At 69.6% G+C, this 14,607-nt stretch carries 18 protein-coding genes; 7 read left to right on the top strand and 11 right to left on the bottom strand.

Features of this window, described 5'->3' with window-relative positions:
- Positions 1–27: 27 nt before the first annotated feature.
- Together ACTHN1_RS06935 and ACTHN1_RS06930 are read left to right on the top strand one after the other, a co-directional pair.
- Positions 28–2,316, top strand: coding sequence for a DUF1631 domain-containing protein (locus ACTHN1_RS06935; RefSeq protein ID WP_440470223.1), 2,289 nt, complete (start codon positions 28–30; stop codon positions 2,314–2,316).
- Between the two features lie 71 nt (positions 2,317–2,387).
- Positions 2,388–3,476, top strand: a complete 1,089-nt coding sequence (locus ACTHN1_RS06930) for an NAD(P) transhydrogenase subunit alpha (RefSeq protein WP_440470222.1) — start codon at positions 2,388–2,390, stop codon at positions 3,474–3,476.
- Between the two features lie 25 nt (positions 3,477–3,501).
- Here the strand turns inward: ACTHN1_RS06930 and ACTHN1_RS06925 are convergent, their stop codons facing one another.
- The 4 genes from ACTHN1_RS06925 to ACTHN1_RS06910 are packed head-to-tail and all read right to left on the bottom strand — an operon-like array spanning position 3,502 to position 5,214.
- Positions 3,502–3,951 carry a DUF3106 domain-containing protein gene (locus ACTHN1_RS06925; RefSeq protein ID WP_440470221.1) on the bottom strand — a complete coding sequence of 150 codons (450 nt, stop codon included), beginning with the start codon at positions 3,949–3,951 and terminating at the stop codon, positions 3,502–3,504.
- A gap of 4 nt (positions 3,952–3,955) precedes the next feature.
- The gene (locus ACTHN1_RS06920) at positions 3,956–4,312 is read right to left on the bottom strand and encodes a hypothetical protein (protein ID WP_440470220.1); all 357 of its coding nucleotides are present in this window, start codon (positions 4,310–4,312) and stop codon (positions 3,956–3,958) included.
- Positions 4,309–4,875: an RNA polymerase sigma factor gene (locus ACTHN1_RS06915; protein WP_440470219.1), complete on the bottom strand. Its 567-nt coding sequence runs from the start codon at positions 4,873–4,875 to the stop codon at positions 4,309–4,311. The genes ACTHN1_RS06920 and ACTHN1_RS06915 overlap by 4 nt, the downstream gene beginning before the upstream one ends.
- 3 nt (positions 4,876–4,878) lie before the next feature.
- Positions 4,879–5,214, bottom strand: coding sequence for a hypothetical protein (locus tag ACTHN1_RS06910; RefSeq protein WP_440470218.1), 336 nt, complete (start codon positions 5,212–5,214; stop codon positions 4,879–4,881).
- Positions 5,215–5,385: 171 nt separating this feature from the next.
- On the opposite strand from ACTHN1_RS06910, the gene ACTHN1_RS06905 reads away from it, so the two are divergent.
- Positions 5,386–5,694 carry an NAD(P) transhydrogenase subunit alpha gene (locus ACTHN1_RS06905; RefSeq protein WP_440470217.1) on the top strand — a complete coding sequence of 103 codons (309 nt, stop codon included), beginning with the start codon at positions 5,386–5,388 and terminating at the stop codon, positions 5,692–5,694.
- Entirely contained in the window at positions 5,691–7,148 is a 1,458-nt protein-coding gene (locus ACTHN1_RS06900; protein ID WP_440470216.1) for an NAD(P)(+) transhydrogenase (Re/Si-specific) subunit beta, read from the top strand. The genes ACTHN1_RS06905 and ACTHN1_RS06900 overlap by 4 nt, the downstream gene beginning before the upstream one ends.
- Positions 7,149–7,167: 19 nt before the next feature.
- Here the strand turns inward: ACTHN1_RS06900 and ACTHN1_RS06895 are convergent, their stop codons facing one another.
- Positions 7,168–7,632 carry a hypothetical protein gene (locus ACTHN1_RS06895; protein ID WP_440470215.1) on the bottom strand — a complete coding sequence of 155 codons (465 nt, stop codon included), beginning with the start codon at positions 7,630–7,632 and terminating at the stop codon, positions 7,168–7,170.
- A 34-nt stretch (positions 7,633–7,666) separates the two neighbouring features.
- On the bottom strand, positions 7,667–8,086 hold the full coding sequence (locus ACTHN1_RS06890; protein ID WP_440470214.1) for a hypothetical protein: 420 nt from the start codon (positions 8,084–8,086) through the stop codon (positions 7,667–7,669).
- Positions 8,087–8,191: 105 nt separating this feature from the next.
- On the opposite strand from ACTHN1_RS06890, the gene sufT reads away from it, so the two are divergent.
- Both sufT and ACTHN1_RS06880 read left to right on the top strand, forming a co-directional pair.
- The gene (sufT, locus tag ACTHN1_RS06885) at positions 8,192–8,743 is read left to right on the top strand and encodes a putative Fe-S cluster assembly protein SufT (protein WP_440470213.1); all 552 of its coding nucleotides are present in this window, start codon (positions 8,192–8,194) and stop codon (positions 8,741–8,743) included.
- A gap of 49 nt (positions 8,744–8,792) precedes the next feature.
- The gene (locus tag ACTHN1_RS06880; RefSeq protein WP_440470212.1) at positions 8,793–9,899 is read left to right on the top strand and encodes a branched-chain amino acid aminotransferase; all 1,107 of its coding nucleotides are present in this window, start codon (positions 8,793–8,795) and stop codon (positions 9,897–9,899) included.
- A 93-nt stretch (positions 9,900–9,992) separates the two neighbouring features.
- Here ACTHN1_RS06880 and ACTHN1_RS06875 read toward each other — a convergent pair whose 3' ends face one another.
- Positions 9,993–10,856: a DMT family transporter gene (locus ACTHN1_RS06875; protein WP_440470211.1), complete on the bottom strand. Its 864-nt coding sequence runs from the start codon at positions 10,854–10,856 to the stop codon at positions 9,993–9,995.
- 120 nt (positions 10,857–10,976) lie between these two features.
- Here ACTHN1_RS06875 and ACTHN1_RS06870 point away from each other — a divergent pair, with 120 nt between their 5' ends.
- Positions 10,977–12,365, top strand: coding sequence for a PLP-dependent aminotransferase family protein (locus ACTHN1_RS06870; protein WP_440470210.1), 1,389 nt, complete (start codon positions 10,977–10,979; stop codon positions 12,363–12,365).
- A 27-nt stretch (positions 12,366–12,392) separates the two neighbouring features.
- Here ACTHN1_RS06870 and ACTHN1_RS06865 read toward each other — a convergent pair whose 3' ends face one another.
- The 4 genes from ACTHN1_RS06865 to wrbA are packed head-to-tail and all read right to left on the bottom strand — an operon-like array spanning position 12,393 to position 14,602.
- Entirely contained in the window at positions 12,393–12,878 is a 486-nt protein-coding gene (locus tag ACTHN1_RS06865) for an asparaginase domain-containing protein (RefSeq protein WP_183638736.1), read from the bottom strand.
- A 1-nt stretch (position 12,879) separates the two neighbouring features.
- Positions 12,880–13,671: a hypothetical protein gene (locus ACTHN1_RS06860; protein ID WP_440470209.1), complete on the bottom strand. Its 792-nt coding sequence runs from the start codon at positions 13,669–13,671 to the stop codon at positions 12,880–12,882.
- Entirely contained in the window at positions 13,668–14,006 is a 339-nt protein-coding gene (locus ACTHN1_RS06855) for a DUF2069 domain-containing protein (RefSeq protein ID WP_440470208.1), read from the bottom strand. The genes ACTHN1_RS06860 and ACTHN1_RS06855 overlap by 4 nt, the downstream gene beginning before the upstream one ends.
- On the bottom strand, positions 14,003–14,602 hold the full coding sequence (gene wrbA, locus ACTHN1_RS06850; protein ID WP_440470207.1) for an NAD(P)H:quinone oxidoreductase: 600 nt from the start codon (positions 14,600–14,602) through the stop codon (positions 14,003–14,005). Before wrbA ends, ACTHN1_RS06855 begins: the two co-directional genes overlap by 4 nt.
- Positions 14,603–14,607 lie beyond the last annotated feature (5 nt).

The raw sequence follows: 14,607 nt of genomic DNA, 5'->3' as shown, positions 1-14,607 counted from the left end.
CGCCTGCCAAGGCGGGGAACCTTGCGCATGACGAACAGCCCTCACGCCACCGTTCGCAGTGGACACGACCCGCGCCTGCTCGGACAGGCGCGCGATGCCGTGCTGCCGCCGCTGACCGAGGCGTTCACCCAGGCGCTGGGGCGGTTCGACGACGCGCTGTTCGACCGCGCCGAGCGCGCCGGCCCGTCGCAGATGGCGTTCCTGGATGCGATGCGCGAACTGCGCCGCCGCCGGGAGGAAATCATCGGCCGGTTCCGCGACGCCCTGCTGGCGGCCTGGCGTTCGCTGGAAGCCGGGGAACCCCTGTCGGCCGAGGAGGTCCTGGTGCGCGGCGACGCCGCCGGGCTGAGCCTGGTCAGCGAACAGGAACTGGAGTCGCGGCTGGCGGCGCGCAATCTGGCCACGGTGCTGGCCCGCGACTGCAAGCAGGTGCTGACGCGGCTGGAACACCGCCTGTCGAGACTGGCGGGCGTCACGCTCGACAGCGAACACAATCCCATCGGCGCCGAGCACATCGGCGCCGCCGTGCATGCGGCCTTCGGCACCAGTGACCTGGCGCTGGAGGTCCGGCTGGTGGTGGTCAAGCTGTGCGAGCGCGAACTGGTTCCGCTGGTCGCCCGCATCTACGAAGCGCTCGATCAGCGCCTGGTGCGCGCCGGGGTGGCGCCGGAGGTGGCGGCCGGGCCGAAACCCGCGCCGGCGCCGGTGCCGGCGCCGCGCCCGGAGAACTTCGACAGCGAGCCGCTGATCCAGGACGAGGAAATGCATGCGCCCGCCTGGGCCGCGCGTTTCGTCAATCGCATGGCGGGTTTCCGCGAGACCCATGGCGCTGGTCGCGGCGCGCCGGAAGAAGGCGGCTACGGCAACCAGACGCCGGGTACCCAGACGGTGCTGCTGGAGGCCCTGCATCACCTGCTGCAGGAGTCGCGCGGCCAGCGCAGCCAGGAATCGGCACGCGCCACCCTCGGCACCCGCGACCTGTCGCAGCGCGAAATGCTGTCGGTGCTGTCGTTGCTGCAATCCACGCCGAGCGCGACCCTGCGCGCGGCGATCGGCGATACCGACGAGTCGCTGGCGCAGCGGCTGAAGAACGAAGTGCTGAGCAGCGCCACGCAACTGGGCGTGGATCCCTCCACCGCCCGGCTCGCGCCGGTCGACGAGGACGCCATCGATCTGGTCGGCATGCTGTTCGACGTGATGCTGGACGAGCGGGATCTGGAAGGCCGGCCGCGTGAACTGATTGGCCGGCTGGTGGTGCCGTTCGTGAAGGTGGCGCTGCTGGATCGGCGCATGTTCGTGCAGAAGACCCATCCGGCGCGCCGGCTGCTCAACGCGCTGGCGGAGGCCTGCGAAGGCAACAACGGCGAGAGCGCGGCCGAACGCACCCTGCTGACCAAGGTCGAGGAAGTGGTCGACCGGCTGGTGGCCGAGTTCAACGAGAACCTCGCGATCTTCCTCACCCTGGAAGAGGAGTTCCGCGCGTTCCTGGATCAGCATCGCCGCCGCATCGAGATCGCCGAGCGCCGCGCGGCCGAGATCCAGCGCGGCCAGGAACGCCTGGAGACCGCGCGCATGCGCATGAGCGCCGAGCTGTCGGCGCGCGTCGACGGCCGCGAGCTGCCGGGCGCGATCGAGGAGTTCCTGCGCCAGCCGTGGGCGCACCACGTCACCATGACCCTGCTGCGCGAAGGCGAGGACAGCAATGCGCTGCGCGATGCGCTGGTGCTGGCCGACGGCGTGCTGGAGGAACTGGCCGAGGCCCAGCGCCAGATCATCGGCAAACCGTGGCTGCAGGCCTGGCGCCCGGGACTGGTGCAGGTGTTCGCCAGCGTCGGCATGAACGGCGATGCCGCCAACAGCGCGGTGGACGCGCTGCACGACACCCTGCAGGCGATCGCCGCCTCGCGCCCGGATCTGCAGAAATCCCTGCCCGAGCTGCCGCAGGTCATCCTGCCCAAGCCGGCGGAAGACGAGAACACCCCGATCCAGATCGTGGCCGGAACCGACACGCTCGAGTTCGACCACGCCGACGCCGATCATTTCCGCCTGCTGGCCATCGGCACCTGGCTGGACTTCATCGACAAGGACAACAAGGTGCAGCCGGGCAAGCTGTCCTGGGTCAGTCCGATCTCCTCGCGCCTGCTGTTCGTCAATCGCCGGGGCGTGCGCTTCTGCGTCGCCTCGCCGGAGGAACTGGCGGCGATGGTGCGCCTGGGCCGCCTGCGCCGGCACATCGAGGAAGACGCGTTCGACGCCGCCATGCAGGGCGTGATCGACCGCCTGGAACCTGCCGCGCGGCCCGGCAACCCGCCTTGATTCCGTGGCGCCCGGCGCCGCTCCGCATTTGCTAGCATCGGGGCCGACAACACAATGGCACCGGAGTGGGCATGGCGGTCGAGGTTCTGGTCCTGAAGGAAACCGCGGCGGGTGAACGGCGCGTCGCCGCGACCCCGGAAACGGTGAAGAAGATGGTGGCGGCGGGTGCGTCGGTCCGGTTCGAGGCCGACGCCGGGCGCGCCGCCGGTTTCCTTGATGGCGCCTATGCCGAAGCCGGCGCGCGCGCGGCCGATGCCGGCACCCGCGCGGGCGCCGACGTGGTGCTGTGCGTGCAACCGCCTCCGGCCGAGGCGCTGGCGGGGCTGAAGAACGGCGCCGTGCTCGTCGGCATGCTGCATCCGCAGGCCGATCCGGCGCGCGGCGAGGCCATCCAGGCGCGAGGACTGCTGGCGTTTCCGCTGGAGCGCCTGCCACGCACGACCCGCGCGCAGGCGATGGACGTGCTGAGTTCGCAGGCGGGCATGGCCGGTTACAAGGCGGTGCTGATCGCCGCCCAGCTGGCGCCGCGGTTCTTTCCGATGCTGACCACCGCCGCCGGCACCATCCGTCCCTCCAAAGTGCTGATCGTCGGCGCCGGCGTGGCCGGCCTGCAGGCGGTCGCCACCGCCAAGCGCCTGGGCGCGCAGGTCGAGGGTTTCGACGTGCGTCCGGAAACCCGCGAGCAGATCGAATCGCTGGGCGGCCGCTTCCTGGACCTGGGGGTGAGCGCGGCGGGCGAGGGCGGTTACGCGCGCCAGCTGACCGATGCGGAACGCGCCGAGCAGCAGCGCCGGCTGGCCGAACACCTCAAGGGCGTGGACGTGATCGTCTGCACCGCCGCCGTGCCCGGACGACCGGCGCCGAAGATCATCACCACCGCGATGGTGGAGGGCATGAAGCCGGGCAGCGTGATCGTCGATCTGGCCGCCGAGACCGGCGGCAACTGCGAGGCGACCCGGCCCGGCGAGACCGTCGAGCACCAGGGCGTCACCGTGGCCGGCCCCTTGAACCTGGCCAGCATGGGCGCGGTGCACGCGAGTGAAATGTATGCGCGCAACGTGCTGAATTTCGTGTCGCTGTTCCTCAAGGACGGCGCGGTCGATTTCGACTGGCAGGACGAACTGCTGGCGAAGACCCGCTGGCCCGAACCGGCGGCCTGACGCCGCCGGATCCACTCAACATCCGTCACGGGCGGGGCGGGTCGTCCTTCGGGCGATGCTGCTCCAGCCAGGTGCGGCGCTGTTCCGGCGTCATTTTCTTCCAGTCGTCGCGCAGCTTCTCGCGCTGCTCCGGCGGCATGTCGCGCATGCGCAGGAACAACGCGCGCGCGCGGTCGCGCTGCTCGGGATTCATGTGTTCGAAGCGGTGCATGCCACGGCGCGCCTGGGCGCGCTGTTCGGGCGTCATCTGTTGCCAGCGGCGACCGTGCTCCAGCATCCGCGAACGGCCCTGCGGATCGCTGTTCCAGCGATCGCGCAGCGGCGCGATCAGGGTTTCACGCTGCTGCGGCGTCAGTTTTTCCCACTCCGGCAGCGGCGCGGAGACCGGGGCGGCCTGGGCCAGCGCCTGGCCGGTCCAGAGCAGGCCCAGGCAGAGCAGGGCCGGTAGGGAAACACGCAGATAACGGATCTTCATCGGTTCACTCCATCGCCAGCGGCGGCGCGTCGGACGACGCCAGCCACAGGTACAGATCGGGATTTTCATCGAGCAGGGTGTTGGCGGGAAGCGTCGCATCCGGCGTGCCGGCCGCGATCGCGGGTTCCTCGCCCTGCGGCGGCGGCGAATCCGAGGGCAGCCATTGCAGTCCGATCATCACCGCCAGCACGCCGCTGAAGGCGGTGGCGGCCAGCCAGGGCCACGCGCGACGTGATGGCGCCGGAACCTGCCGGCGCGCCGCGCGCAGCCGGGCCAGGGCCTGTGGCGACACCTGCGCGAGCGCGGCGGCATGCGCCTGACGCGCGCGGATGTCGAAATCATGTTCGTGGGCCGGGTTCATCGGAACTCCTCCAGTTGCTTCTGCAGCGCCTCGCGCGCGCGTGACAGGTGGGTCTTCACCGAGCCTTCCGAACACCCCATGGCGCGGGCGGTGTCGGCGACGTCGAGTTCTTCCAGCACGCGCAGGGTGAAGGCTTCGCGCTGGCGGGCGGGCAGGCCGCGCAGGGCCCGTACCAGCCGCGCATACGTTTCGCGCTGCTCGTGCGAGCGCGAGGGACCGTGCGCGGCGGCATCCGCCCAGTCCAGCGACGCCTCGTCCTCGCCCTCGGCCACCGGCCGCAGCCAGCGCAGGCGGAAACGCTGCCGGCGCTGCACGTCGACGATCTTCCGCCGCAGGATGCTCCAGAACAACGGTGTCCATTCGGCGGCGGGCCGGTCGCCGTAGGCGAGCATCTTCATCATCGCGTCCTGCACGGCGTCCAGCGCGTCGTCGCGGCTGCGCAGGCCGGCCTCGGCGAAGCGGAAGGCGCGGGTGCCGATGCCGGCCAGGAACTGATCCAGCGACACCGCCAGCGGCGGTGTCGCGATATCGGCTTCGGTTCCGGGTCCGGGGTTCACCAGCACAGCTTAGCTCCGGCGGTCCCAGCGCCGCTCGATCCGATCGCCCCGGCGGTCCAGGCGCGCTTCGATCCGATCACCGCGTCGGTCCAGCCGATGATCGATGCGCTCGCCACGGGCATCCAGGCGGGCGGCGGCGCGCGGGTGTCCCTGCGCGGCGGCGCGATCGGCGCGGCGGTCGAAATGCCGCTCGATCCGGTCGCCCCGGGCATCCAGCCGGTGTTCGATGCGCTCGCCGCGCGCATCCAGGCGGCGATCGACGCGTTCGCCCGGATCCGCGGCGAAGGCGGTGGCGGCGGTGGCGGACAACAGTACGGCCAGGCACAGCGGGATGCGGCGGTTCATGTCGGAGGCCTCGTGGTGGCGGAAGGGTGAAGCGGTGCTGCGGTACCGGGAACGCGCGGGCGGCGTCGGCGTTGACAGGCCCGTGGCGGGCTTCCGCCGGGTTCAGGTGCGGTTATGATGCGGAAACGCCGGCGGCGACGACCGGTGCGACGACAATCTGGGAGTGCGTGGATGAACGACGGTTTCGTGGCCTTGTACATCTTCATGCTGGCGGCCATCGCCGGGCATGTGATCATTTCCCGGGTGCCGGTCATCCTGCACACCCCGCTGATGTCGGGCTCCAACTTCATCCACGGCATCGTGCTGATCGGCGCGATGGTGGTGCTGGGGCACGCCGACACCACCCTGGAAAAGGCCATCGGGTTCGTCGCCGTGCTGCTGGGCGCGGGCAACGCGGCCGGCGGCTACGTGGTGACCGAGCGCATGCTGGAGATGTTCAAGTCCAGCAAGAAGCCCGCCGGCAAGGAGGGCAAGCCATGAGCTGGACCCTGCCCGAGCTGCTGTCCTTCCTGGTCAAGGTCAGTTACCTGGTGGCCGCGACCCTGTTCCTGCTGGGCCTGCAGCGCATGGCTTCGCCGCTGACCGCGCGCAGCGGCATCCGCTGGGCCGGCTTGGGCATGCTGATCGCCACGATCGCGACGTTCTTCCTGCCCGACCTGCACAACATCCCGTTGATCATCGCCGCAATCGCGATCGGCACCGCGGTGGCGTGGGTCTCCGGCAAGCAGGTGCCGATCACCGACATGCCGCAGATGGTCGCGCTCTACAACGGCATGGGCGGCGGTTCGGCCGCGGCGATCGGCGCGGTGGAACTGCTGCGCTTCTCGTTCCTGGTCCATCGCGACACCAGCCACTGGAGCGAAGCGGCGATCGCCGCGCTGGCCGCGCGCCAGCCCGATGCGACCACCCTGGCGCTGGCGGTGATCGGTTCGGCGATCGGTGCGGTATCGCTGTCCGGCTCGGTCATCGCCTGGGCCAAGCTCGACGGGCGCCTGGACAAGCGGGTGGTGTTCCCGGGCCAGCAGATCTTCAACCTGCTGGTGTTCATCGCGATGGTGGCGCTGGGCGGCTGGGCGGCCTACACGCTGTCGGCGCCGTACATCATCGCGTTCTTCGTGGTCGCGCTGGCGCTGGGCGTGCTGATGACCCTGCCCATCGGCGGCGCCGACATGCCGGTGGTTATCTCGCTGTACAACGCCTTCACCGGGCTGGCGGTGGCGTTCGAGGGTTACGTGCTGGGCAACGAGGCGTTGATCATCGCCGGCATGATGGTCGGCGCGGCCGGCATCCTGCTGACCCGCTTGATGGCCAAGGCGATGAACCGGCCCATCCGCAACGTGCTGTTCTCCAACTTCGGCGGCGGCGGGCAGGCGCAGGAGATCGCCGGCAGCCAGAAGCCCATCGAGGCCGGCGACGTGGCCGCGATGATGGCCTTCGCCGAGCGCGTGGTCATCGTGCCGGGCTACGGCATGGCGGTCGCGCAGGCCCAGCACAAGATCTGGGAGCTGGCGCAGAAACTGATCGATCGCGGGGTGAAGGTGAAGTTCGCCATCCACCCGGTCGCCGGACGCATGCCCGGACACATGAACGTGCTGCTGGCCGAAGCCGGCGTCCCGTACGACCTGATCGCGGACATGGACGACATCAACCCGGAATTCGCCAACACCGATGTCTCGCTGGTGATCGGCGCCAACGACGTGGTCAATCCGGTGGCCAAGACCGATCCGGCCAGCCCGATCTACGGCATGCCGATCCTGGACGTGGTCAACAGCAGGAACACCATCGTGATCAAGCGCGGCAAGGGTACCGGTTTCGCCGGCATCGAAAACGCGCTGTTCTACGCCGACAACACCCGCATGCTCTACGGCGACGGCGCGGAGATGGCGAACGCGCTGGTGAGCGAGCTGAAGGCCTTGGATGGCGGCGGCCACTGAGCCGCCACGCTCGTTCCCTTCAACGCAGCGCGCGCCGGGTGAACGCGGCGCACAGCAGGCCGATGAGCAGATGCATGGCGACGCTCGCGGCCACCCAGGACGCGATGGCCGGCGATGGCGACGCCGCCGACAGCGGCACCACCACGAAGGTCATCACCACGTACAACAGCGCGCCGTAGAGCAGGCCGGATGACCAGGGATGCGTGTGCAGCCGCGGTAGCCGGCGCGCGGCCAGTGCGTACACCGCCACCATCACGATGGCGATGCCGTAGTGCAGCGCCGCGCCCAGCCAGGCCGTCGCCGCGCCGCCGCTGAAGCTGGCCTCGCCCAGCAGGCCGGCGGCGATCGATTGCAGGATCCGCATCGGCGGAACCGCATTGCGCAGGTACCAGAAGCCGATCGCGAACAGCGCATCCAGGGTGGCGACGAAGACGCCGCCCGCCAGCAGCCAGCGCCAGCGCGGTGAAGATCCAGCCAGGGTCATGCGCGCGACTCCCACGGAAAGGAATCGCCGGATGCTACTTCGCCAGCCAGGCCGCCAACAGGGGGGACGCCAGCAGGCAGGCGCGATCCAGCGTGCCGTTGGCGAGCTGGGCCAGGGTCCAGGCGTGCGAAGGGCCCAGGCGCAGCGCCGATTCCCAGGGCAGCAGGCCGAGCGCGAATCCGAGCTGGCTGGCCATGATGAACCAGTTGGCCAGCAGCGCCATCACCAGGGTCGCCAGCGCGGCCACCGTCGCGCGCCGCGTGCCCGGGCGGACGCCGGCGAAACGCAGCAGCAGCGCGGCATCGACGGCCGCCAGCAGCGCCATCCAACCCGACTGGCGGCCCAGATAGAGCGCCAGGAGCACCCAGATCAGGCAGAAACACAGTCCACCCAGCAGCAGGATGATCGGCGCCAGCCAGCGGGCGGACGAGGCGGAAGGGGCGGCAGGCGACATGAAGGCTCCGGCAGGGGCCGCCAAGGATAGCCTGCCGGACCGGCCCGGGCTGCCGGGATACAATATCGGTCTTGCGCGCCCCCCACGCGCCCCCATGTGAACGGCATGTATTCCCGCAGCAGCGAACCCGTCCAATTCGAGCGTGATTGCCCCGCGGTGCTGGTGCCGCAGGGCGAAAGCGTGACCCTGCCCGCGGGCACCTACGGCTACATCACCCAGGCGCTGGGTGGCAGCTACACGGTGTTCGTGGAAGGCAACCTGTTCCGCATCGCCGGCCAGGACGCCGACGCCATCGGCAAGGAGCCGACCGAACCGCTGAGCCTGCCGGACAATGCCAGCGACGACGAGGTCGAGCAGATGGTGTGGCAGCAGCTGCGCACCTGCTTCGATCCGGAGATTCCGTTCAACATCGTCGATCTGGGGTTGGTCTACGAGGCCAGGCTCAACCATCGCGACGATGGCCAGCGCGAGGTCGAGGTGAAGATGACCCTGACCGCGCCCGGCTGCGGCATGGGCGAGATCCTGGTCGACGACGTGCGCAGCAAGCTGGAGATGATTCCCACCGTCGCCGAGGCGGACGTGGAACTGGTGTTCGACCCGCCGTGGGGCCGGCACATGATGTCGGAAGCCGCCAAGCTGGAAACCGGCATGCTCTGAGGGCCGCGCGCCCTTCTCATTTTTCGCAGTGGAATACAGGAAGCAAGTGATGAACGTCGCCAACGCCGCCCCCCTGGTCTACCGGGTCGAACGCTCCGCCCGGGCCCGCAGCGCCGCCGAGCGCGAGAAGATCCTCGCCGCGCCGGGTTTCGGCCTGCACTTCACCGATCACATGGTCGCCATCGAATGGGACAAGGCGCAGGGCTGGCATGACGCGCAGGTGCGTCCCTACGGTCCGCTGGCGCTGGACCCGGCCGCGTCCGTGCTGCATTACGGCCAGGAAATCTTCGAGGGCATCAAGGCCTACCGCCACGCCGACGGTTCGATCTGGACCTTCCGTCCCGATGCCAACGGCGCGCGCCTGCAGCGTTCGGCCCGTCGCCTGGCGATGCCGGAGCTGCCGGTGGCCGAGTTCACCGAATCGCTGCGCCAGCTGATCGCGGTGGACGCGGACTGGGTGCCTTCGGCCCCGGAAACCAGCCTGTACTTCCGTCCTTTCATGATCGGCACCGAAGCCTTCCTCGGCGTGCGCGCCGCTCAGAAGGCCGGCTACTACGTCATCGCCAGCCCGGCCGGCGCGTACTTCGCCAAGGGCGTGGCGCCGGTGTCGATCTGGCTGTCCACCGACTACGCGCGCGCGGCCAAGGGTGGCACCGGCGCGGCCAAGTGCGGCGGCAACTACGCCGCCTCGCTGCTGCCGCAGCAGGAAGCGCAGGCGCAGGGCTGCTCGCAGGTGCTGTTCCTGGATCCGGTCGAAGGCAAATACCTGGAAGAACTGGGTGGCATGAACGTGTTCCTGGTCTACAAGGACGGCACCATCGTCACTCCGGAGCTGTCCGGCAGCATCCTGGAAGGCGTGACCCGCTCCAGCATCCTGCAACTGGCCCGCGATCGCGGGCACAGGGTCGAGGAGCGCAAGGTATCCATCGACGAGTGGAAGCAGGGCGTGGCCTCGGGCGATATCGCCGAGGTGTTCGCCTGCGGCACCGCGGCGGTGATCACCCCGATCGGCGAGCTGAAGGGTCGCGATTTCTCGGTGGGCGACGCGAGCGCGCCGGCCGGCGAAGTCACCATGGCGATCCGCAGGGAACTGACCGACATCCAGTACGGCAAGATTCCCGATCGCCACGGCTGGCTGGTCAAGCTGCGCGACTGACGCGGCGGCTTCGGGTGGAGACGGAAAGGCCGGGCATCGCCCGGCCTTTCCGCTTCTGGCGATGTCCGTGCGAGCCGCCGCGATTGCGTCCGATCAGCGGGCGAATCTCTTCGCGCCGGCCACGCAGGCCACCACGCCCAGGGTGACCACCATCATCGCGCCGGTCACGGTTTCACCCAGCAGCAGCGCCGCCAGTCCCAATCCGAAGAACGGTTGCAGCAACTGCAGTTGCCCGACCGCGGCGATGCCGCCTTGGGCCAGACCGCGATACCAGAACAGGAAGCCGACCAACATGCTGAAGATCGACACGTAGGCCAGCCCGACCCAGGCCGGCGCGCCCACGCCCGCAAGGGACGCGGGCAGGGAAGCCAGCGTGATCGGCAGCATGACCGGCAGCGACAGCACCAATGCCCAGCTGATGACCTGCCAGCCACCGAGGCGATGGGACAGGCGCGCGCCCTCCGCGTAGCCGAGGCCGCAGATGACGACCGCCGCCAGCATCAGCAGGTCGCCGATCAGCGAGCCATCGGCGTCCTGGGTCAAGGCGTAGCCGGCGACGAACAGGCTGCCCAGCACCGAGAACAGCCAGAACACCGGGCGTGGACGTTCGCCGCCGCGAATCACCCCGAAGATGGCGGTGCTCAGCGGCAGCAGGCCGACGAACACGATGGAGTGGACCGTGGAGACATGCTGCAGGGCGAAGGCGGTGAGCAGCGGATAGCCGATGACCACGCCCAGCACCACCAGCGCCAGCGATGGCAGATCGGCCCGGTCCGGACGGGGCTGGCGGAATGCGCGCAGCAACAGCAGCCCGAGCAGGCCCGCGATCAGCGCGCGCGCGCAGGTCAGGAACACCGGCTCCATGTCCAGCACCGCCACCCGGGTCGCCGGCAGCGAGCCGGCGAAGATCACCACGCCGATGAAACCGTTGATCCAGCCGCTGCTCGCCTTGTCCATTGCCGCCTCTCGGAGAATGCGTCCAGTGGACCATGGCCCGGCATCGTTCCCCAGATACAGTCCAGTACAATTCAAGATAACTGTTATCCATTTCGGAACCATACGGTTGGGGCGCGCAGGATGACGAACCGGCAACAGGGCACCCGCATCGATCAGCTGATGGCGACCATTCGTTCGCGGATCGCCGCGCGCGCCTACGTGCCCGGCGCGCGCCTGCCCTCGGTGCGCGCGCAGGCGAAGGCGATGCAGGTTTCCGTCTCCACCGTGGTGGAGGCGTACGAGCGGCTGGCGGCCGAAGGCGTCATCGCCTCGCGTCCGGGGTCCGGGTTCTATGTCGCCGGGCCGACCGCGCCGCTGGCGCTGGCGGAGATGGGGCCGCGGCTGGATCGCGAAGTCGATCCGCTCTGGATTTCGCGGCAATCGCTGGAAACCGGCGCGGCGATGCTCAAGCCGGGCTGCGGCTGGCTGCCGGCGTCGTGGATGTACGAAGCGGGCATCCGCCGCGCGCTGCGCACGATGGCGCGCGCCGATGCCGTTTCGCTCGCCGACTACGCGACGCCGCTGGGCCTGCCGCCGTTGCGCCAGTGGCTCGCGCGGCGCCTGTCCGGCCATGGCGTCGAGGCCTCGCCGGATCAGATCCTGCTGACCGATTCCGGGACGCACGCGATCGATCTGATCGGGCGGTTCCTGCTGGAGCCCGGCGACACCGTGCTGGTGGACGATCCCTGCTACTTCAATTTCCACGCGCTGCTGAAGGCGCATCGCGCCAAGGTCGTCAGCGTGCCGTACACCTCCACCGGGCCGGATCTGGAGGTGTTCGCGGCCGCGCTGCAGGCCCACGCGCCGCGGCTCTACATCACCAATTCGGGACTGCACAATCCCACCGGCGCGATACTGTCGCCGGTGACCGCGCACCGGCTGCTGAAACTGGCGGAAACCTCGAACCTGGTGATCGTCGAGGACGACATCTTCGCGGATTTCGAGAATGCTCCCGCGCCTCGCCTGGCCGCGTTCGATGGCCTCTCGCGGGTGATCCAGATCGGCAGTTTCTCCAAGACCCTGTCGGCCTCGCTGCGCTGCGGCTATCTGGCGGCGCGGCCGGACTGGATCGACGCGCTGGCCGACCTGAAGCTGGCCACCGGTTTCGGCGGCAGCCGGCTGGCCGCCGATCTCCTGCTGATCGCGCTCACCGACAGCGGGTACCGGAGGCACATGGAAGCGGTCCGGATCCGCCTGGCGGAGGCGCGGGAAAAAACCCTTCCCAGGCTGGCGGCGCTCGGCATCACGCCGTGGCTGACGCCGCAGGCGGGCATGTTCCTGTGGTGCCGGCTGCCCGAGGGCGTCGATGCGGCGGCCCTGGCCCGCGCCTGCCTGGAGGAGGGCATGGTGCTGGCGCCCGGCAACGCCTTCAGCCTGTCGCCCGACGCGGGGCGTTTCATGCGCTTCAACGTGGCGCAGTCATTGGACCCGCGCGTGCATGCGGGCCTGAAGCGCGCGCTGGCGAGGTGAAACCACCCGCCCGCGCGCGGACCGCGATCAGGCCGCTTCGAAGCGATTGGCGGCCACGTTCTTGCGGACCTTGGCCGGATCCCAGATGCGCCCGTTCATCGCGATGTAGACGCCCGGCGGCAGCGATTGCACCGCACCGACCGCGCAGCCGATGTTGAACTCGGCGTCCGAACCACGGAAGCGGGCCGGGTTGAGCGCGCCGGTCATCACGATGGTCTTGTCCGGAATGGACTTGAGCACATGACCGGTCTGCACCATCGAATCGGTGCCGTGGGTGATCAGCACATGACGCGCCGGCTGCGCGGCGACCGTCGCGCGGATCAGTTCGCGATCCTCGTCGGTGATGTGCAGCGAGTCCTTGCGGATGATCGGAATGACGGTGAAGCGGAACGCCACGCCGAGTTCCTTCAGGATCTGGCCGATCTGCGGATCGCCGATCTGGTAGTCGGACTTGTCGTCGAAGTAGATCTTGTCGATCGTGCCACCGGTGGTGACGATCAGCAGTTCTTCCATCTCAGGGCTCCTGCGCGGCCGCGGCGTCCGCCGCGCGCGCTTCTTCGGGGGTGACCAGGTGGTAGTCGTCGCCATACACCTCGCACAGCGGCAACCAGGCTGCGCCGGGCGGCGCAACGACCTGCCAATTATCGCCGTTCCGGCGGCTGAACGTGCATCGGGCAGGCGCGTCGTCCTGGTCGCTGGCCATATCGGCGCCGATGGTGATCATCAGGGCCATGTTGTCGTAGTCGCGCAGGCGGGGTGGGCCGTCCATCGGCCAGGCGTGGTGTTCCCAGGCGCAGCAACTCGCGCGCCCGGATTCGACCAGATGGCCGTCGATCACCCGCAGGTCCGCGTAGCCGCCACTGAAGAAGTGGTGCAGTTCGCCGGTGGCCGGGTCCAGGCGATAGAGATCGCCCAGGCAGTTGGGGCCCGCGCCGCACATGCCGCGGGCCTCGACTTCGGAAAAACCGTCGCCGTCGATGTCCACGAACCCGACATCCCGCAAGGGTTCCTCCATCGCGTCGGCGTCCAGCGCCAGCCGGCGCTGGAACCGATCACTGCCCGAAGCGGCATAGGCCACCGTGAAGCGGGGCATCGGGTCGGCACCGTTCTCGCCGGCGGCCACGCAGCGGACCGTCAGGCGCAGGCGCGAGCCGTCCGGTTGCACCACGTCCTGTTCGCGCGATTGGCAGGTGGCCGCACCCTCGTCGGCGAAGGCCCGCGGGATCGCGCACAGCGAGAGCAGCGACAGCAGCGACGCGGACATCAGCCAACGGCGGCCCCGCGGCAAACCGATGCGTGGCTTCATGACGCCCGCTTGCGGCCGAAACGGGCGCGCAGCGCCGGCCAGCTGGTCATCAGCACCAATCCCACCGACAGCACGATGCCACCCCAGGCGTAGCCGGCCTCGGCCGGTCGCGACCACGCGACCATCACCGCATGGGCGAACCAGAACAAGGCGAAGACACCGGCCCAGAAAGGCGCTTTGGGCCTGCGCAGGAGATGGCCGATGGCTAGCAGGAACGGCGGCAGGCAGAACACCAGCAGCACCGCCAGGTAGTGGCGATCGCCACGGAACCAGAGCGCGTACAGCGCCGCGAGCGCCAGCAGCGCCAGCGCGGGCAGCCAGCGGGGGCGCGTCACCGGCGTTCTCCCAACCGGCGGGCGACGTCGGCCACACGCCGGCCCAAGGCACGCGCCAGCGCGGATTCGTCATCGCTGAGCGTGGGGTCGTCGCTGCCACCGGCCACGTGGCTGGCGCCGTAGGGCGAGCCGCCGGTGCGGGTGGTGCTCAGCAGGGTCTCGGTGAATGGAATGCCCACCAGCAGGCAGCCGTGGTGCAGCAGCGGCAACTGCATCGACAGCAGGGTCGATTCCTGTCCGCCGTGCTGGGTGGCGGTGGAGGTGAACACCGCGGCCGGCTTGTCCACCAGGGTGCCGCTGGCCCATTCCGCGCCCAGCCCGTCGATGAAATGCTTGAGCGGCGCGGCCATGTTGCCGAAACGGGTGGGGCTGCCCAGGATGAGCCCGGCGCACTCGGCCAGATCGCGCGCCTCCACATAAGGCGCGCCGTCCTCGGGCACCGGTGGCGCGGCCTGCTGGGTCACCGGCGCGACCGGCGGCACCGTGCGCAGGCGCGCCGCCATGCCTTCGACCTCGCCTATGCCGCGCGCGATCTGCCGGGCCAGGCGGGCCACCGAACCGCCGCGACTGTAGTAGAGCACCAAGATCTCGGCCATGCATC

The sequence above is a fragment of the Pseudoxanthomonas sp. genome, from assembly GCF_051953815.1.
Lineage (GTDB): Bacteria > Pseudomonadota > Gammaproteobacteria > Xanthomonadales > Xanthomonadaceae > Pseudoxanthomonas_A.
This window is presented reverse-complemented; position numbering and strand designations above follow the sequence as displayed.